This is a genomic window from Streptomyces sp. NPDC030143 (assembly GCF_055573695.1).
Genome location: NZ_JBVIAY010000024.1, coordinates 35779 through 54381 on the forward strand (window position 1 = coordinate 35779; position 18603 = coordinate 54381).

Genomic DNA, 18603 nt, shown 5'->3' on the forward strand with positions numbered 1-18603 from the left:
CTTCACGGTGGCACAACCGGCCCGTTCGGGCATGTCAGTCGCGGGCGGTCTCCACCGGGTCGGCCTCGGCCGCCGCGCCGCCGTACCTGCCGTCGAGCCTGGACACCAGGCCGGTGACCTGCCGGGCGATGTCGGGGGCGGTCAGGCCGATCTCGGCCATCACCTCGGCGCGGGAGGCGTGGTCGAGGAAGCGCGGCGGGATGCCGAAGTCGCGCAGCGGGACGTCGACGCCCGCGTCGCGCAGGGCCTGCGCGATCGCCGACCCGACGCCGCCGACCCGCGAGTTGTCCTCGACGGTGACGACGACGCGGTGCCGCTCGGCGAGCGGGGCCATGGCCTCGTCGACGGGCTTGACCCAGCGCGGGTCGACGACGGTCGTCGTGATGCCCTGCCGGTCGAGCAGGTCGGCGATCTCCAGGCACATGGGCGCCAGCGCGCCCACCGAGACCAGCAGCACGTCGGGCCGGTCAGTGCCGGGCTCGCGCAGCACGTCCATGCCGCCGACCCGTCCCACGGCGGGTACGGCGGGGCCGACGGCGCCCTTGGAGAAGCGGACGACGGTCGGTGCGTCGTCGACCGCGACGGCCTCGCGCAGCTGCGCGCGGACCTGGTCGGCGTCGCGCGGGGCGGCCAGCCTGAGGCCCGGTACGACCTGGAGGATCGACATGTCCCACATGCCGTTGTGGGAGGCGCCGTCGGTGCCGGTGACGCCGGCCCGGTCCAGCACGAACGTCACCCCGCACCGGTGCAGGGCCACATCCATCAGGACCTGGTCGAAGGCGCGGTTGAGGAAGGTGGCGTACACGGCGAAGACGGGGTGTACGCCCGCGTGGGCGAGTCCGGCCGCGGACACCGCGCCGTGCTGCTCGGCGATGCCGACGTCGTACACCCGATCGGGGAACCGCTTGGCGAACTTGTCGAGGCCCACCGGCTGGAGCATGGCGGCGGTGATGGCGACGACGTCCTCGCGCTCCTCGCCGAGCCGGACCATCTCGTCACCGAAGACGGAGGTCCAGTCGGCGCCGGAGGAGGAGATCGGCAGTCCGGTGTCGGGGTGGATCTTGCCGACGGCGTGGAAGCGGTCGGCCTCGTCCTGGAGGGCGGGCTGGTAGCCGCGGCCCTTCTCGGTGAGGCAGTGCACGATGACGGGCCCGCCGAAGCGCTTGGCGCGGGCCAGCGCGGACTCCAGGGCCTCGATGTCGTGTCCGTCGATGGGGCCGACGTACTTCAGGCCGAGGTCCTCGAACATGCCCTGCGGGGCGATGAAGTCCTTCAGGCCCTTCTTGGCGCCGTGCAGGGTGTCGAAGAGCGGCTTGCCGACGACCGGCGTGCGGTCGAGGATCTCCTTGGTGCGGGCGAGGAAACGCTCGTAGCCGTCGGTCGTGCGCAGCGTGGCGAGGTGGTTGGCGAGGCCGCCGATGGTCGGCGCGTAGGAGCGCTCGTTGTCGTTGACGACGATGACGAGCGGGCGGTCCTTGGCCTCGGCGATGTTGTTGAGCGCCTCCCAGGCCATGCCGCCGGTCAGCGCGCCGTCGCCGATGACGGCGACGACGTGGCTGTCGCGTTCGAGGAGCTCGTTGGCCTTGGCGATGCCGTCGGCCCAGCCCAGCACCGTGGAGGCGTGGCTGTTCTCGATGACGTCGTGCTCGGACTCGGCCTGCGAGGGGTACCCGGACAGGCCGCCCTTCATCTTGAGCTTGGAGAAGTCCTGCCGGCCGGTGAGCAGCTTGTGCACGTAGGACTGGTGGCCCGTGTCCCACAGGATCTTGTCCTTGGGGGACTCGAAGACCCGGTGCAGGGCGATGGTGAGCTCGACCACGCCGAGGTTGGGGCCGAGGTGGCCGCCGGTCTTGGAGACGGCGTCGACCAGGAAGGTCCGGATCTCCCCTGCCAGCCGGCCGAGCTCCTCCAGGCTGAGCCGGTCCAGATCGCGCGGTCCCCTGATGCGGGTCAGCAGCGGCACCCGTGCCTCCTTGCAGTAGAGCTGATCGAGCTGTTGCCGGGCCAGTCGAGTCTAATGTTCCGCCCCGGCGCCCAGTGCCCGGCCCGTGCGTCGTACGTCACGGATCGGCCGTACCCAGGATGGCGGTCACCTATGACACGGCTGTGCCCGGCACCTGTCCGGTACCGGGCACAGCGGGGACGCCCGAGGGGCGCGGGGCCGTCTCGACGTGCGGCTCGGCCGCGTGGGCGGGACGCGCCACGACGGTGCCTCACCCGCGAACGCACCGCGCCGCGAGCCGGGCGCCCCTTTCGTTCGAACTCTTATCCGCGGCCGGCGGCCTTCTGGCTCTTGCGGGAGACGGAGTCGATGACGACCGCGCCGAGCAGGACACCACCGGTGATCATGTACTGGATCGAGGTGTTCATGTTCAGCAGGTCCAGGCCGGTCTGGATCGACTGGATGACGAGCATGCCGAGGAGGGCGGACCACACGGTGCCCCGGCCGCCGAAGAGGCTCGTACCGCCGATGACGGCCGCCGCGATGGCGAGCATGAGGGTGTTGCCGCCACCGGCGCTGAGCGTGGCGCTCGCGGTCTGACCGGCGAAGAACATACCGCCGACCGCCGCGAAGCCACCGGAGATGGCGAACACGGTGATGCGGATCATCGGCACGTTGATACCGGCACGGCGGGCCGCCTCGATGCCGCCGCCGACCGCGAACACCTTGCGGCCGTACGTCGTACGACGGAGCACGAAGTCGACGATCACCAGCGCGGCGAGGAAGATCACCAGCGCGTTGGAGACGCCGGCGGAGTTGTTCAGCACCACCGCGGCGGCGAAGGACACGACGGCCAGCGCACCGACCCGCAGCAGGATCTCGCTGGTCGGCCGGAACGGCACGCCCGCGGACCGGCGGCGGCGTTGCTCGCCGAAGTTGCCGACGAGGGTCAGCACGACGCCCAGGCCGGCCAGCAGGTACGCCCCGATGATGGCCTGGTCCATGAAGAAGGAGTTCTGGCCGAGCAGGTGGACCGGGCCGGAGTCCGACGGGATGTTGATGGTGCCGCTGGAGCCCAGCAGCCACAGCATGAGACCGTTCCAGCCGAGGAAGCCGGCCAGGGTGACGACGAACGCCGGTACGCCGATCTTGGCGAAGAACCATCCGTGCAGTGCGCCGATGGCGATGCCGGTGATGACCGCCAGGGTCAGCGAGAGCCACGGGTTCATGGTGTGGTCCACCACGAACACGGCGAACAGGGTCGACGCCAGACCGCTGACGGACCCGACGGACAGGTCGATCTCGCCGAGCAGCAGCACGAACACCAGGCCGATGGCGAGCATGCCGGTGGCCGACAGGTAGTAGCTGATGTTCGAGAGGTTGTCGGCGCTCAGGAAGCGGTCGTTCTGGAGCTGGAAGATCGTCCAGATGACGATGAGGCCGATGAACACCGGCAGCGAGCCCAGCTCACCGCCCTTGATCTTGCGCTTGAACTCGGTGACGTAGCCCTTGAGTCCCTCTTCGCGCACCAGCAGGCGCGGGTCGAGGACGGGGACCGGGGCGGCCGTGGGGTCGTCGGCGGGAGCGACGGTGGCCTGCTCCTCCACCACACCCTCGGTCTTGTCGACCTTCCCGGCCGCGCTCTTGTCGCTCTTCACGGTCTTGGACGTGTCGCTCACTTTGCCGCCTCCGCGGTGCGACGCCCCGCACGACGGGTGACGGCGTTGTCCGTGGCACCCGTGATCGCGGCGATGATCTCTTCGTGGCTGGTGTCCTTCACGGGGAAGGAGCCGTTGTTCTTGCCCAGGCGCAGGACGGCCACGGTGTCCGCGACCGCCTTGACGTCGGCCATGTTGTGGCTGATGAGGATGACGCCGAGGTCGCGCTCGCGCAGCCGCTCCACCAGGTCGAGGACCTGCGCGGTCTGCTCGACGCCGAGGGCCGCGGTGGGCTCGTCGAGGATGACGACCTTGGGGTCGCCGATCAGGGCGCGGGCGATGGCGACGACCTGGCGCTGACCGCCGGAGAGGCTCGCGATCGGGATGCGCACGCTCGGGATGCGGATGGAGAGCGTGGACAGCAGCTCGCGGGCGTTCTTCTCCATCGTCACCTCGTCGATGACGCCCCGGTGCAGCAGCTCGCGCCCGAGGTAGAGGTTGCCGACCACGTCGAGGTTGTCGCACAGCGCGAGGTCCTGGTAGACCGTCGCGACGCCGAGTCCCTGGGCGTCGTGCGGCTTGGTGATGCTGACCGGCCTGCCCTCCCACTCGATGACGCCCTCGTCGATCGGGTGGACACCGGCGATCGTCTTGACCAGGGTCGACTTCCCTGCGCCGTTGTCGCCGACCAGGGCGACGACTTCTCCGGCGTGGACCTCCAGCTCGACATCGGTGAGTGCCTGGACCGCACCGAATCGCTTGGAGACTCCGCGCAACGCCAGCACGGGCGTAGCGGACACGTGAACCATCTCCTTCGCCGCCTGACCGGCGGGGATGCCGCGCTGTGGGACAGGCGCGGAAGGGTGTGCGCGAACGCGGCCGGACGGCGGCGGTGCGCACGGGGTTTACAAGGTGAACACGGGCGAGTCCGTCGCGGTGGGCGACGGCTCCGTCCGACGCCCGCCCCGGCAGCGGGGTGTGAAGGTGGGGCAGGCGTCGGCGGGGTCTCGCGGGACCGCTTCGCGGTCAGGGGCCCGAGTCCCGTGGCGGGACTCGAGCCGGGTGCACGGTGTGCGCGCGACTACTGCAGGCCGGCGGCCTTGCAGGCGGCGGCGTACTCGGGGGTGCAGATCTCCTGGACCGTGTACACCTTGTCCTTGAGGACCGTGTCCTTGATGTTGGCCTTGGTGACCGACACCGGGGTCAGCAGCTGGGAGGGCACCTTGTCGCCGGAGCCGCTGGTCAGGGTCTGGGTGGCGAGGGACTTGATGTCCTTGCCCTCCAGCAGGTTGACCGCGAGCTGGGCGGCGGCGTCGGCCTCCGGCTTGAACGCCTTGTAGACGGTGGCGGACTGGGTGCCGGCGACGATGCGCTGGATGGCCGCGAGCTCGGCGTCCTGCCCGGTCAGCGGGATGCCGCTGATCTTGGCGCCCTTGAGGGTGTTGGCGATGCCACCGGCCATGCCGTCGTTGGCGGCGTAGACGCCCGCGATGTTCTTCGCGCCCAGCTGGGTGATCGCGGCGGACATCTTCTGCGCGGCGACGGTGTCCTTCCACAGGCCGGACTGCTCGTAGGCGATGGTCACCTTGCCGTCGAGGGCCTTGTGGGCACCTTCCTTGAACTGCGCGGCGTTCGGGTCGGCGTCGTCACCGTTGATCATGACGACCTTCGACGCGGGGGTCGCCTTGGCGCCGAGGGCGTCGATCAGGGCCTGGCCCTGGAGCTCGCCGACCTTGACGTTGTCGAAGGAGACGTAGGCGCTGACCGGGCCCTGCGCGAGGCGGTCGTACGCGACGACCTTGACGCCCTTGTTCACCGCGGACTGGATGGAGGACTTGATCGCGGCGGAGTCCTGGGCGGAGATCACGATGACCTTGACGCCCTTGGTGACCATGCTGCTGACCTGCTGGGCCTGCTTGGCCGGATCGGCGGCGGCGTTCGCGTACTGGACGTCGCAGTCGGAGCAGAGCTCCTTGACCTTGGCCTCGAACAGCGGCTTGTCGAACTTCTCGTAGCGCGCCGTGACGCTGTCGGGGAGCAGCAGGCCGATCGACTTGTCGTCGGAGCCGCTGCTGCCGGAGTCGTCGTCGCCCGCCTTGCCGCACGCGGCAATCGACAGCGCCATGGAGACGGCGGTGGCGCCGATCACGACTCTACGCATCGTTGCGTTCATTTGGGGTGTGCCTCCCTGACAGGGCCGCAACGCTGCGGCCGAGGTGGCTGGAAGTCAACTCGGCCACACGTGCGACGTCAAGAAGTAAATACTTAACGAGATGGCAACGGCGTCATTCGTTCTCTAAGTGAAGGCGGGCGCCATGGTCGCCAGGGTGCCGTCCAAAAGTGTCGAATCACCCATCTCGCTGAGTGCGAGAGCGAGTGCTCCGAGCACCTCCGCACGACCTCCGAGCGCCCCGGGGAGAACGGACAACTGCCGAGCCGCACTCGGGATCGCATAGCGGCCGACGGACTCTCTGATCGGCCCGAGCACCAGCTCACCGGCCTCGGCGAGATCACCGCCGAGGACCACCCGGCTCGGGTTCAGCAGGTTGCAGAGATTGGCGACTCCACTGCCGATGTGGCGGCCGACGTCGGCGATCACCCGACGACAGCCCGGGTCTCCGTCCCGCGCCAGCCGCACGACGCCTTCCATCGTCAGGTCCGTGCCGTGGCTGGACTGGAGGAGCGGCAGCACGTAGCGCGCGGCCGCGAAGGTCTCCAGGCAGCCCCGGTTTCCGCAGCGGCAGACGGGGCCGGATTCATCAAGTGTAATATGTCCGATTTCTCCTGCCGTCCCGCCGGGGCCTCGGTAGATTTTCCCCTCGATCACCAGACCGGCGCCGACACCGCTCGCGACCTTGATGTAAGCAAGATCACGTACGCCCCTGCCACTGCCCCAGACCATCTCGCCGAGGGCGCCGAGGTTGGCGTCGTTGTCCACGTGGACGGGCACGCCGAGCCGCCCGCGCAGCTCCTCGGCGGGCCTGGTCCCGATCCAGCCGGGCAGGATGGCCGACGAGCCGAGCGTGCCGGACTCGACGTCGATCGGGCCGGGGACGCCCAGACCCACTCCGGCGATCTTCGAACGGTCCACACCGGTGGCCTCGATCAGACGGCTGACCAGGTGTTCGGCCCGGTCGAAGCCCTGGGTCGAGGAGGCGTCCACGTCCAGTGGCTCGGACTCCTCCGCCAGCACCTGGTGGGCGAGGTTGCCGATGGCCACCCGGAGGTGGGTGTGGCCGAAGTCGACCCCGATGACGATGCCCGCGTCCCCGCTCAGCGAGACGCTGCGGGCCCTGCGTCCGCCGGCCGAGGTGGGGGTGACCTCGACGGTCCCGCCATCCTTCAGCTCGCGAACGATATTGGAGACGGTCGCCGCCGACAGACCGGTCGTCCGGGCGATCTCCGCCTGCGTGAGGGACCCGGCCAGGCGTACGGCCCGTACGACCCGTTCGAGGTTGGCTCGGTGCAGTGACGACTGCGACCCCGGAGTCTCCACGACGACCTCCTGCGCGCGGGACCGCTGCGATGAGGCCCCGTCTATGTCCAACTAGTGAACTCTAAGCTGAGCTGTTCGGGTTGCCTCCCGTCAAGAGGTTGAACAGTTTCCACGGGGTTGCACACAGCACCGCGCGCCGCTCCCGCAGGCGGGAACGGCGCGCGGTCGGACGGCTGCGCAGCGCTACTTCAGCGCCCCGGCGGTCAGGCCCTGCACCACCTGCCGCTGGAAGACGATGTACGCCGCCAGAACCGGCAGCATGGCCATGACCAGGCCCGCGAACAGACCCGACCAGTCTCCCCTGTACCCCTGGCTGACGGCGAGCTGGACGAGCCCCTGGGTGAGGACCCGCTGGTCGGGGTCGGTGTTGAGGACCGTGGGCAGCATGTACTGGTTCCACTGGCCGAGGAAGTTGAAGATGCCCACGCTGATCAGGCCGGGCCTGGCCATGGGCAGCATGATCTGGAAGAACGTCCGGCTGTGCGAGGCCCCGTCGACGAACGCCGCCTCGGCGACCGAGGTGGGCAGCGTGCGGAAGAACGCCGTCAGGAAGAACACGGTGAACGGCAGCGAGTACGCGATGTAGACGAGGATCAGGCCGTGGATCGTGTTCAGCAGCCCCATGGTGTTCACGACGTAGAACAGCGGGACCAGCGCGAGCATGATCGGGAAGCTCATGCCGCCGACGAACAGGTAGTAGACGAAGCGGTTGCCCGGGAAGTCGAAGCGGGCGAGGACGTAGGCCGCCATCGACCCGAGGACGAGCGTGCCGACGAGCGAACCGCCCACCACCAGCACGATGTTCAGGAAGTAGTCGCCCATCTCGGCCTCGGTCCAGGCCCGGGCCCAGTTGTCGAAGCGCAGCCGCTCCGGCAGCGACCAGGGCGAGCCGAAGATGGAGCGGTCGTCCTTGAAGGAGGTCATCACCGCCCACACCAGCGGCAGCACCACCATCACCGCCCAGAGGACGAGGATGCCGTGCGAGAAGGCGTTCAGGACGCCTCCCTCGGTTCTCCTCGACGACTGCTGCCCGCCCGCGGGCGGTGCCGCGGTCTTCGTGACGGGCGCGCCGGGCTCGGCCGGCGGGAGCGCGGGGTCCTGGGTCGTCGTCATGTCAGTACTCCAGCCGCTCGCGCCGCCCGAGTCGCATGACGACCGCGGCGAAGGCCAGCGTCACGACGAGCAGGGCGACGCCGATGGTGGTGGCGTAGGCGGCCTGACCGTCACGGAACGCCTTCTGGTAGACGTACAGGACCATGACGGTGGTCGAGTAGTCGGGACCGCCGGGGCCGGTCGTCATGATCTGGACGACCGCGAACGACTCGGCGCCGAGCGCGAGGATGCCGAGATAGACCCAGCCGGACTGCACGGTGTCCCACAGCAGCGGCAGGGTGACGCGGAAGAACGTGGTGGCCCGGCCCGCGCCGTCGAGCAGCGCGGCCTCGTAGAGGTCCACCGGGACGGTGGCCATCCCGGCGGAGAACAGCACCACGAAGAAGCCGACCGTGGACCACACGAGCACCGCCATCACGCACCACAGCGCGAGGTCCGGATCGCCGAGCCACAACGGCTGGACGCCGTCCGCACCGATGCCGCGCAGCAGGGAGTTGACGGCGCCGCTGTCGGGGTTGAAGGCGAAGGCGAACAACAACGCGACGATCGCGACGGACAACACCTGCGGGAAGAAATACACGATCTTGTAGAAGGAGGAGCCCCGGACGCCGGAAACCACCGGTCCGCCCTTCCGTCCGCGCCCACCGGCATTGATCATGAAGGCGAGGAACAACGCCAGCCCGATCGTCACCACGGGCAGCAGGACCGCGAATGCAAGACTGTGCTGCAAGGACTTCCAGAAGATCTCGTCGTCCAGCATCCTGCGGTAATTGTCGAGGCCGACCATCTCGAATTCGGGACTCAGGCCGGTCCAGTCGGTGAACGAGTAGTAGACGGACTGGACGAACGGCCAGACCACGAAGAGGACGTAGAGTCCGAGGGGCGGTGCCAGGAACCCCGCGATGAACCGGTACTTGCCGTGCTGCATCGTCACTCCGGTGCCGTGGGAACGCCGGTCACTGGTGCTTGTAGTGTTTGATCGACGTGTCCTTGGCGGCCTCGTCGGCGAATCCCTGGATCTTCTTGACGGCTTCTGCCGGGGTGAGGCGTCCGGCCATCATCTCGCCGAGCCCGGACACGCCGATCTTCTCCTTCTGCAACTGCACGTACCAGTCCTGGAGCCGGGGGTTCAGCACGTTCTCGCCGGCCTTCTCCAGCGCGGCGACACCCGACTCGAGGCCGGGGGTCAGGGTGATGCCGTCGGTGGCGCCGTCGTACGCGGTCAGCGACTTCACCTTGGCGGTGAAGTTCCTCGAGGACGCCTCGCCGAGCATGATGCGCAGCTGCTCCATGCCCCCGGCGGCGTTCTTCGCCTTGGCCGGCACGACGAACGGCTCGCCGCCGCTGGCCCAGAGGGTGCCGAACGGCAGCTTGTCGGAGGCGTCGATGCCGGTGGGCGCCGAGACGGCGAGGCCGAAGTCCTCCGGGATGACGTTCGCCGACTCGTTCTCCACCCAGCTGCCGTTGGGGAGGAACAGGGCCTTGCCCCGGGCCCACGCGGTCTGTGACTGGATGTGGTCCAGGCCCGGGGTGCCCCGCAGGACGTAGCCCTTCTTGTAGAGCTCGTAGTAGGCCTCGAAACACGTCTTCACCGCCGGGTGTTTCCAGGCGTTCGGCTCCAGGTTGTCGATGGCGTCGAGGACTTCGCGCCCGCCGACCTTGCCGATCATGGGGTAGAGGGAGAAGGGGAGGTAGTACGGGTACTTGCCCGCGTACGTCCAGCCCGCGATGCCCTTCTTCCTGGCCTTCTCGCAGACGGCGAGCATCTCGTCCCAGGTCTCGGGATACGCGGCGTCGAGCGAGTCCAGGGCCTTGCGGGAGTACCAGACGCCGTAGACGGTGTAGGCGTAGTACAGGACCCAGACCGGGTCGCCGTCGAACTGGCCCATCTCGACGATGCCGGGGCGCAGGGTGTCGCGGACCTTCCTGGCCGGGTCGTCGTAGGAGGGGGCGTCCAGCAGCGGGGTGAGGTCGGCGAGCTGGTCCTTGCCGACGAGGACGCCCATGTCCATCTGTTCGGCGCCGGAGTTGTCGATGAGGTCGGGCGGGGTGCCCTGGTTGAATCGGGGCTGGAGCGTCGATTGGATCTTCTGGGTGGCCGAGAACTCCACCGTGGCCTCGGGGAAGTTCCTCTCGTAGACCTTCACCGCGTCCTCGGCGTACTCCTTGCCGAATCCGCCGTCGAACAGGACGAATTCCATCGGGACGGAGTCGTTGACGCCGAGCGGGTTCTTCGCGGTTTTCTCACCGCTCTCGGCCTTGTCCTGGCCGTCTCCGCCTCCGCTGCTGGCGCAGGCGGACAGAAATCCCGCCGCGGGGAGCGCGGTCAGGCCGAGTGCTGCGGAGCGTTTGATCAGATCGCGGCGGCCGACACCCGCGGAGCCGTTGTTGTCGGAGGTGGATCCCATGCTCAGGTACTCGCCTTCTCCAGGACTGGGCGGTGCTCCGGAATCCTCCCCGGCACCACGGTCAGGTCAAGCAGGGTCGTACGGGTCGCGTGAATCGCCGACAGGTATAGTCCACTTCTCGACAAGGGGGCAAGGTCGAATACAGGGTTCGCCACGGGATTGTCCGAGTCGAGACCTGGCGAGAATACGAGATCACCGCGAGTTCCCCGCGGACTTCCGGCGTGAAAACGCGTCACATGGGCCTCGCTCGGCGCAATTCACCGCCCTTGACGCTCCCCGTCCCCCGGCCGCCCGCCGATTGCCGCGCGGCGGCGGGGAGGCGTTGTCCGGCGCGGTCAGGGTGCGCACGCGGGCAACGGTCCGGCGGGTTCGGGCGGTCGTCACGGCGACCGTCTTTCGGCCTGCGGCCGGAACACCGGGGGCAAGGCGTCACGGCCGGCCGTCGTCGCCCTGCGGCCGAACACCGGGGGCGGCGTCACGGCCGGCCGTCGTCGCCCTGCGGCCGAACACCGGGGGCCGCCGTTCGACGACACGTGCGCGACGGACGCCGCGGCCTTCGAGGCCGAGCTGCCCGTGCTCCGGGCCCGTGCGGGGCGTCCCGCCCCCGCCGAGCCCCGCCGCCCGCGGCCGCGCACCGACCGGCCGGGGCTCCCCGGGGTCTTCCGACGGCGCCGGCCGGAGGATCGGGGACCGGCGCGCGGGGGAAGCCTTCCCCCGGTGAGCGGCGGACCCGGGCGTTCACCGTGGGATCACCGGGTACGTTCGCCAGGAACCGCCTGCTGGTCCACGACCGAGTGCCGTCCGTCGAAGTCGAGTTGCTCACCCGGGAGACTCCGTGACGCTGCCCGTGCCCGTCCTGCCCGAGGGTGTCGATCCCGCCTGGCTGCCGGCCGCCGCCTTCCGTCCGCTCGGCAGCCGGCGGGTGGCGGTCCGCGGGGCGGGCCCGCTGGTGGAGACGGTGCGCGCGGAGGTGACCGAGGCCTGCGGACGGTTCGGCGGGGCGGTGGTGCGGGAGGCGGCCGACCTCGTGCTGGAGGTGACGCGGGAGGAGGACCTCGGCGACGAGGGGTTCGTCCTCGCGCGCCGCGACGGGACGACGACCGTCGGCGCGGCAAACCCGCACGGGCTGCTGCACGGCCTCTTCCACGTCGTGCGACTCGGCGAGGACGCCTTCCACGGCGAGCGGCGGCGCGAGGTGCACCGGCCGGCGGTGGCGCTGCGGATGCTCGACCACTGGGACAACGTGGACGTGCACCCGGTCATGGGGCAGGTGGAGCGCGGTTACGCCGGCGGGTCGCTGTTCTGGCGCGAGGGGCGGGCCCGCGGCGAGATGGAGCGCGTGCGGGCCTACGGACGGCTGCTCGCGGCGTGCGGGATCAACGCCGTGGCCGTCAACAACGTCAACGTGCACGAGACGGAGGCGCGGCTGCTGACCGACCGGATCGGCGAGGTCGCCGCCGTCGCCGACGCGTTGCGGCCCTACGGCGTCCGCACGCACCTGTCCGTCACGTTCGCCGCGCCGGTCGTCCTCGGCGGGCTGACCACGGCGGACCCCCTGGACGAGGGCGTGCGCAGGTGGTGGGCGGAGGCGGCGGACCGGGTGTACGCGGTGATACCGGACTTCGGCGGGTTCGTGGTGAAGGCGGACTCGGAGGGCCGGCCCGGGCCGTTCGCCTACGGCCGCTCGCACGCGGAGGGGGCGAACACGCTCGCCGCGGCGCTCGCCCCGCACGGCGGCACGGTCCACTGGCGGGCGTTCGTCTACGACCACCGGCAGGACTGGCGGGACCGCTCGACCGACCGGGCCAGGGCCGCCCACGACCACTTCGCCCCGCTGGACGGGGAGTTCGCCGACAACGCGGTGCTCCAGGTCAAGCACGGGCCGATGGACTTCCAGGTGCGCGAGCCGGTCTCGCCGGTGCTCGGGGCGATGCCCCGCACCCGGCTGGCGGTGGAGGTGCAGGCGACGCAGGAGTACACCGGTCAGCAGCGGCACGTGTGCTGGCTGGGGCCGATGTGGAGCGAGGTGCTGCGGTTCCGGCCCCGGGGCGCAGCGGGCCCGTCGGTGGGAGAGGTGGCGCGGGGCGGGCTGGTGGCGGTGTCCAACGTGGGCGACGACCCGTTCTGGACGGGCCACCCGCTGGCCCAGGCGAACCTGTACACCTTCGGGCGGCTCGCCTGGCGGCCGGACGACGACCCGCACCGGGTTCTCGACGAGTGGATCGCCCTCACCTTCCCCTCCGCGCCACGGCGGCTGGTCACCGGGGTGCGTTCGCTGCTGCACGGCTCCTGGCGTACGTACGAGAAGTACACGGCGCCGCTGGGGGTGGGCTTCATGGTGCAGCCGGGACACCACTACGGGCCGAGCGTGGACGGCTACGAGTACAGCCCGTGGGGGACGTACCACTTCGCCGACCGGGACGGGATCGGCGTGGACCGGAGCGTGGCGAGCGGAACGGGCTACGCGGGGCAGTACGCCGAACCGTGGGCGCAGGTCTACGAGTCGCCGCGGACCTGCCCCGACGAGCTGCTGCTGTTCTTCCACCACGTGCCGTACGGGCACGTCCTGCACAGCGGGAAGACCGTGATCCAGCACATCTACGACACGCACTTCGAGGGTGCGGCGGAGGTGGAGGAGGCACGGGAGGTGTGGGCCTCGCTCGTGGACGTCGTCGACCCGGCGCGCCACGCTCGGGTCGCGGAGCGTTACGAGGAGCAGCTCCGGGGGGCGCGGGAGTGGCGCGACCAGGTCAACAGCTACTTCCTGCGCAAGTCGGGGGTGCCCGACGCGCACGGGCGGACCGTCTACTGAAGGCGCGGGACGGCCACGCCCAGCGGGTCGAGGGTGAAGGGCTCGCCCCGGTCGACGCGCTTGCCGGTGAGGAGGTCGGTGGCCGTGGCGTGGGGGGGGTCGGACGCACCGGTTCGGCGGCGTGTCGAAGAGGGGGCGGTGCGCGCGGGGGTGCGGGCGCCGAGGGAGACGGCCCCGACGTCGGCCGGTTCGGCGCCGACGGCGGCGGCCTCCCGGAAGACGCGGGTGTCGTCGCGGCCGGCGTGGCCGATGGCGGCGCCGTGGTACTTCTCGCAGGCGCCGCGTGAGGCGCGCGTCTGGAAGCAGAGGGCGGCGTCGGCGCCGTGGGCGATCGCCTGCCAGGTGGAGAGCCGCAGTTCGCCGGGGCGGCGCAGCGGGTTGACGTCGCGGCAGGCGGTGGTGGACGGGGTCTGCTCCATCAGTCAGAACGGGGCTCCGTCCTGTCCTTCAGCCCGCGCATCAGCTCGTGGCCGAGCGCGGCGCGGGTCGGCCACGGGCGTCGAGGGGCGGGTAGCTGTCCCAGGAGGCGAAGTCGAGGTGGGGCGCCCGGCGGTGGTGGTCGAGCGGGCGGTACAGGCCCATGAGGTTGGTGGTGACCGGGGTGTCGGGGTCGTGGGCGCGGACGGCCTCCTTCTCGGCGGTGAAGCAGCCGAGCGGCGCGTCGGTCATGAACCGCTGGTAGTCGCGGGTGAGGCCCTGGAAGGCCGTGTGGTCGGGGCCGCGCCAGTGCTTGGTGAGGGCGCTCGGCGGCTCGATCTGCGCCCAGTCGGTGCAGCGGTGCGACCGGAAGGTGGTCCACCAGGCGTCGTCAGGGCCTCGAGGGTGCCGTGCCGCTCGCGCAGCCGGCCCCGGAAGGCCTCGGCGCACAGCGCGCAGTGGCAGGCGCCGCCGTACTCGCTGTTGACGTGTCAGGCGAGCAGCGCCGGGTGTCCGGCGTACCGTTCGGCGAGCCGGCCGGCCAGCGCGGTGGCGAGGCGGCGGCAGACCGGGGAGCTGGGGCAGAAGTTGTGGCGCCGGCCGTAGCGGTGCCGGCGGCCCTCGAAGTCGGTGCGGTTGACCTCGGGGTACTTCCGGGCCGGCCAGGGCGGCAGGGCTGCCGTGCCGGTGGCCAGGCAGACCCGGCGCCCCTCGGCGGCGGTGCGGTCGACGACGCGGTCCAGGACGGTGAAGTCGTGGCTCTCCTCGGCGGGTTAAGTGAGGGGCCGGGAGAAGACCCCGACGGTGAGGGTGTCGATGCCGGCCCGGGTGAACAGGCGGTGGTCGTCGTCCCGGTCCTCCTCCGGCCACTGCTCGGGGTTGTGGTCGCCACCGCAGGGGATGTGGTGGCTCATACGGTGAAGTCCTCCTCGGTCTCGGCGATCACCGGGCGGGCGGCGTGCAGCAGGGAGAGCAGCAGCGGGGCGGCGAGCAGGGCGGGCAGCGCCTCGGTCAGCAGGGCCGTCGACGCCGCGGTCAGCACCAGCAGGGAGGCGGCGGCGAGGGTGGCGCGGGCGTGCCGGACCAGGAAGTAGGCGGCGAGACGGGCGGTGTCGCGGGCGCGGAATTCGAAGAGCGAGGTGAGGACGAGGGCGTGCGCGGCCCACAGGAGGCAGGTCACCGCGATCACGCCGAGCAGGGCGGCCCACCAGCCGGGCAGGCCGGTGACGGAGAAGTGGGTGAGGGTGAACGCGATCACGGTCAGCCAGGCCAGCAGCGGTGCCCAAAGCGTCAGCGCGGGCCGGGTGTTGAGGCGCAGGCCGCGCAGGTACGCGCGGGCCGGGTGCAGGTCGGTCAGGTCGCGGCTGCGGTGGTGCAGGGCGTGGACGGCGGCGGAGGCGGCCGGGCCGAGCGGCAGCAGGCAGACGGCGGCGAGGGGCAGGTTGGCGGGGTCGGGGCCGAGGAGCAGCAGCCCGGCGAGGCCGGGTGAGGCGGTGGCGAGCAGCAGGGCCTCGACGGTGAGCAGGGTGTGCAGGAGGGCGGCGGCGCGGGAGAGGACGCCGGTGCCGAAGTCGGCGGTGCGTGCGGTGCTCATGCCGCCTCCCGGCCGAGCAGGCGCCGCTCGTCCCACCAGGGCGGGGTCTCGTCGGTGAGCGGGGTCAGTTCGACGAGGGTCACCTCGTGGCGGGTCAGGGTCAGGCGCAGGTCGGCGCGGCCCTCGGTCAGCGGCAGCCGGGTGTGGCTGCGGGCGGGCTCGGCGGCGTCGTGCAGGACGTCGAGCTGTCCGCGCCCCGGTGAGCGCGGGCTGCCCATGCGCCGCCAGGCGGTGTGGGCGTTGCCGTGCTCCTCGTCCACGGTGGAGCGGCGGACGAAGGCCTCGCCGCGGTCGGCGACGGGGACGGACAGGCGCAGTACGTGCCGGTCGGGGCCGGGTGTGATGCCGGTGGGGTCGACGGGCGCCCAGGCCAGGACGGTGACCCGGCCGTCGGTGTGGCGGGTGACGAGGTGGTCGTCGCCGCGCGCCAGCAGCAGCGGGCCCATCCGCGCCATGAACGCGTACAGGTGGTAGGTGGGTTTGCGCACCTGCCGGTGGGTGAGCAGGCCGAAGCCGCCGTGGAAGAGGGCGGTGGGGACGCCGGCCTCCTCGAACATGTCGCTGAACGTCCAGTAGGAGAAGGAGTCGGCGTGGTCGCCGCCCGCGACGACCACCGGGGCCAGGTAGGCGGCGTGGAAGGCCGTGTCGTGGACGGGGTTGTCGGGCCGGTACGAGGAGTTGAACTCCGTGATGTGTACGGGGAGTCCGGCGTAGCGGGTGTCGCGCAGCCGGCGCCCCGGGGTGGCGAACTGCTCGAGGAGGCGGTCGGCGGGGGCGAGGGTCTGGTGGACGCCGAAGGGGACGTGCTGGGCGGGCCCGGAGGTGTAGGCGTGCCGGGAGACGAAGTCGACGGGTACGTCGTGGCGGTCGGTGAACTCCACGAACCGGGTGAGCCAGTCGTCGGCGCCCGGGGAGATCGCGGGGCCGCCGACCTGGAGGGAGGCGTCCACCTCCTTCACGGCGTGCGCGGTCACCTCGTAGAGCCGGTGGTAGGCCTTCTCGTCGGCGCCCTGCCAGAAGTCGGGCAGGTTGGGTTCGTTCCACACCTCGATCGGCCAGGTACGCACCTCGTCGAGGCCGTGGCGGTCGACGAGGTGGGTGAGGGTGGCGCGGACCAGGTCGGCCCACTCCCGGTGCGAGCGGGGCGGGGTGACGTTGCCGCGCCACCAGAAGACCGTCTGCCCGCCCGAGGCCAGCTCGGCGGGCATGAACCCGAGTTCGAGGAACGGGCGGATGCCGTGCGCGAGGTAGGCGTCGACGACCTGGTCGACGTAGGTGAAGCAGTGGTGGATTCGACGGGTGCCCTCGTGGTCGTACGGGCGGTACACGCCCATGCCGTCGCTGAACAGGCCGTGGCCGCGGATGTGGCGGAAGCCGATGTCGCGCTGGAGGAGGGCGAGGGAGTCCTGGTAATCGCGGCGCAGGGCGAGTTCGGTCCGGCCGGTGCCGACGCAGGTCCGCCAGGCGTCGGAGAGTCGGCCGGCCGGCTCCGCGGGGACGCGGATCACCCGTGCTCCTTCTTGAACCGTTCGTACGCCTTGTTGTGCAGGTCGATGAACCGGTCCATGTTCTTCGCCCGCAGCTCGGCGACGTAGTCGTCCCATTCGCTCAGCGGGCGCTTGCCGAGGGCGAACCGGAGGGTGTTCTGGAAGACGTGGTCGCGCAGCGGGGTCTCCCACAGGGTGGCCTGCTCCTGCTCCACCGACTGCAGGGGGTGGGCGGGGTCGACGGGGAGCTGCCCGCGCCGGGTCATCGCGTCCTGGAACCTCTTCTCGTCGGGGCCGAAGGAGGAGGAGACCAGGGCCCAGCTGCCCCCGTAGGCGAAGACGCCGTTGGAGAAGCCGTAGTCCTTCTGGAGGTCCTTGGGGGCGTCCGGGTCGGAGCCCATGAGAGTGATGCCGTCCTTGACCCGGTACTGGCCGCCGGAGTCGGTGTAGGTGACGTCCCGCACACCCCACTTGGAGAACCGCTGACCCTCGTCGGAGTACCACAGCCAGTCCACGAACTGCATCAGGGCGACGAAGCTGTCGCTCTCGAGGGCCTTGCTGGAGATCATCAGGCCGTTCTCCAGGCGGGCTCCGCCCAGCACCACCGGCCCGGCCGGTCCGAGCGGGACCGGCACCATGTCGATCGCGGCCCCCCGCACCTGGCGCTGGAGGTTGTAGCGGTAGTTCTGCACCAGCTCCTGGGGGTTGGCGCTGATCACGAAGGACTTCTGCGCGAGCAGCTTCTTCACCGCGTCGTCGTCGGTCTGGGTGAAGCTCTCGGGGTCCAGCAGCTTCTCGGAGACGAGTCCGTGCAGGAACTCCAGGACCTGGCGGTAGGCGTCGGTGGCACCGGTGAAGACGTACGCGCCCTTGCGCTGGTCCCAGGTGGTGTTGAGGTACGACCAGCCGGCCCGCACGCCGTACGCCTGGCCGAGGTAGCCGAGCAGGGCGCCGGCGGAGTTGGGCGGGTTGCTCCAGCGGTCGGAGAACGGGTAGCGGTCGGGGTACTCGGCCTTGAGCGCCCTGAGGACGTCGTGGACCTCGTCCCAGGTGTTCGGCGGTCTCAGGCCGAGGCGGTCGAGGACGTCGGTGCGCAGCGCCAGCGAGTAGGCGGACCTGACCTTCTCGTGCAGGCCGGGCAGCAGGTAGTACTTGCCGTCCGACTGGCGCAGCGAGTCGATCTCGGGCTGGAGGCCCCACTTCCTGACCTTGTCCTGGAAGTTCGGCATGAGGTGCACGTAGTCGCTGACCGCGAGGACCGACCCGGAGGAGACGAACGGGGTCTCCTGGCCGGGGTAGGTCTTGGGGATCAGCAGCGGGGCGTCACCGGCGCCGATGAGCAGGCTGCGCTTCTTGTCGTAGTCGCTGGAGGGGACGGTGGTGGGGTCGAGGGTGATGCCGGTGCGCCGGGTGAGCTCCTTCCAGAACAGCCAGCCGCGCTCGAGCGGGTAGTTGGGCATGTTGTTGTGCAGGAGGGAGAAGCTCAGCGCCTTGCTCGCCGTGAACTGCTGTCCGACGCGGTACTCCTTCATCGCGCCGTTCTGTTTCTTCGACAGGTCCTTGGTGTCCCCGCCGTCGTCGCCGCTGCCGCAGCCGGTGAGGGTGACGAGGCCGAGGGAGCCGGCGGCGGCCAGAATCTGACGCCGCGACAGGTTTCCTTGGTTCTTCACGGACAC

Annotated in this window: 12 protein-coding genes and 1 pseudogene; 1 reads left to right on the top strand and 12 read right to left on the bottom strand. The window is 70.6% G+C overall.

All coding sequences use genetic code 11. The features are described from left to right. Nucleotides 1-34 precede the first annotated feature (34 nt). The 8 genes from dxs to ngcE all read right to left on the bottom strand — a co-directional run bounded on the left by dxs (nt 35) and on the right by ngcE (nt 10617). Nucleotides 35-1963: a 1-deoxy-D-xylulose-5-phosphate synthase gene (gene dxs / locus ACZ4YY_RS30980; protein WP_468297873.1), complete on the bottom strand. Its 1929-nt coding sequence runs from the start codon at nt 1961-1963 to the stop codon at nt 35-37. A gap of 302 nt (nt 1964-2265) precedes the next feature. Then, the gene (locus ACZ4YY_RS30985) at nt 2266-3621 is read right to left on the bottom strand and encodes a sugar ABC transporter permease (RefSeq protein ID WP_468297876.1); all 1356 of its coding nucleotides are present in this window, start codon (nt 3619-3621) and stop codon (nt 2266-2268) included. Beyond that, complete coding sequence (locus ACZ4YY_RS30990) at nt 3618-4409, bottom strand: ATP-binding cassette domain-containing protein (RefSeq protein ID WP_109001197.1); 792 nt, start codon at nt 4407-4409, stop codon at nt 3618-3620. Before ACZ4YY_RS30990 ends, ACZ4YY_RS30985 begins: the two co-directional genes overlap by 4 nt. 272 nt (nt 4410-4681) lie before the next feature. Next, nucleotides 4682-5761: a sugar ABC transporter substrate-binding protein gene (locus ACZ4YY_RS30995; RefSeq protein WP_468297879.1), complete on the bottom strand. Its 1080-nt coding sequence runs from the start codon at nt 5759-5761 to the stop codon at nt 4682-4684. A gap of 135 nt (nt 5762-5896) precedes the next feature. Then, nucleotides 5897-7096: an ROK family transcriptional regulator gene (locus ACZ4YY_RS31000; RefSeq protein WP_468297882.1), complete on the bottom strand. Its 1200-nt coding sequence runs from the start codon at nt 7094-7096 to the stop codon at nt 5897-5899. A 183-nt stretch (nt 7097-7279) separates the two neighbouring features. Further along, entirely contained in the window at nt 7280-8209 is a 930-nt protein-coding gene (locus ACZ4YY_RS31005) for a carbohydrate ABC transporter permease (protein WP_468297885.1), read from the bottom strand. Nucleotide 8210: 1 nt separating this feature from the next. Beyond that, nucleotides 8211-9137, bottom strand: coding sequence for a carbohydrate ABC transporter permease (locus ACZ4YY_RS31010; protein WP_468298004.1), 927 nt, complete (start codon nt 9135-9137; stop codon nt 8211-8213). A 28-nt stretch (nt 9138-9165) separates the two neighbouring features. Beyond that, complete coding sequence (ngcE, locus tag ACZ4YY_RS31015; RefSeq protein ID WP_468297888.1) at nt 9166-10617, bottom strand: N-acetylglucosamine/diacetylchitobiose ABC transporter substrate-binding protein; 1452 nt, start codon at nt 10615-10617, stop codon at nt 9166-9168. 835 nt (nt 10618-11452) lie between these two features. On the opposite strand from ngcE, the gene ACZ4YY_RS31020 reads away from it, so the two are divergent. Further along, nucleotides 11453-13429, top strand: coding sequence for an alpha-glucuronidase (locus ACZ4YY_RS31020; RefSeq protein ID WP_468297891.1), 1977 nt, complete (start codon nt 11453-11455; stop codon nt 13427-13429). Nucleotides 13430-13563: 134 nt separating this feature from the next. Here ACZ4YY_RS31020 and ACZ4YY_RS31025 read toward each other — a convergent pair. The 4 genes and pseudogenes from ACZ4YY_RS31025 to ACZ4YY_RS31040 form a co-directional block, all read right to left on the bottom strand. Continuing rightward, a pseudogene (locus tag ACZ4YY_RS31025) lies at nt 13564-14760 on the bottom strand (beta-galactosidase); the annotation flags it as partial. Next, the gene (locus ACZ4YY_RS31030; RefSeq protein WP_468297894.1) at nt 14757-15440 is read right to left on the bottom strand and encodes a hypothetical protein; all 684 of its coding nucleotides are present in this window, start codon (nt 15438-15440) and stop codon (nt 14757-14759) included. The gene ACZ4YY_RS31030 and the pseudogene ACZ4YY_RS31025, both read right to left, overlap by 4 nt. Further along, nucleotides 15437-16948, bottom strand: a complete 1512-nt coding sequence (locus ACZ4YY_RS31035) for a GH39 family glycosyl hydrolase (protein ID WP_468297897.1) — start codon at nt 16946-16948, stop codon at nt 15437-15439. The genes ACZ4YY_RS31030 and ACZ4YY_RS31035 overlap by 4 nt, the downstream gene beginning before the upstream one ends. Next, the gene (locus ACZ4YY_RS31040) at nt 16945-18597 is read right to left on the bottom strand and encodes an ABC transporter substrate-binding protein (protein ID WP_468297900.1); all 1653 of its coding nucleotides are present in this window, start codon (nt 18595-18597) and stop codon (nt 16945-16947) included. The genes ACZ4YY_RS31035 and ACZ4YY_RS31040 overlap by 4 nt, the downstream gene beginning before the upstream one ends. Nucleotides 18598-18603: the final 6 nt, after the last annotated feature.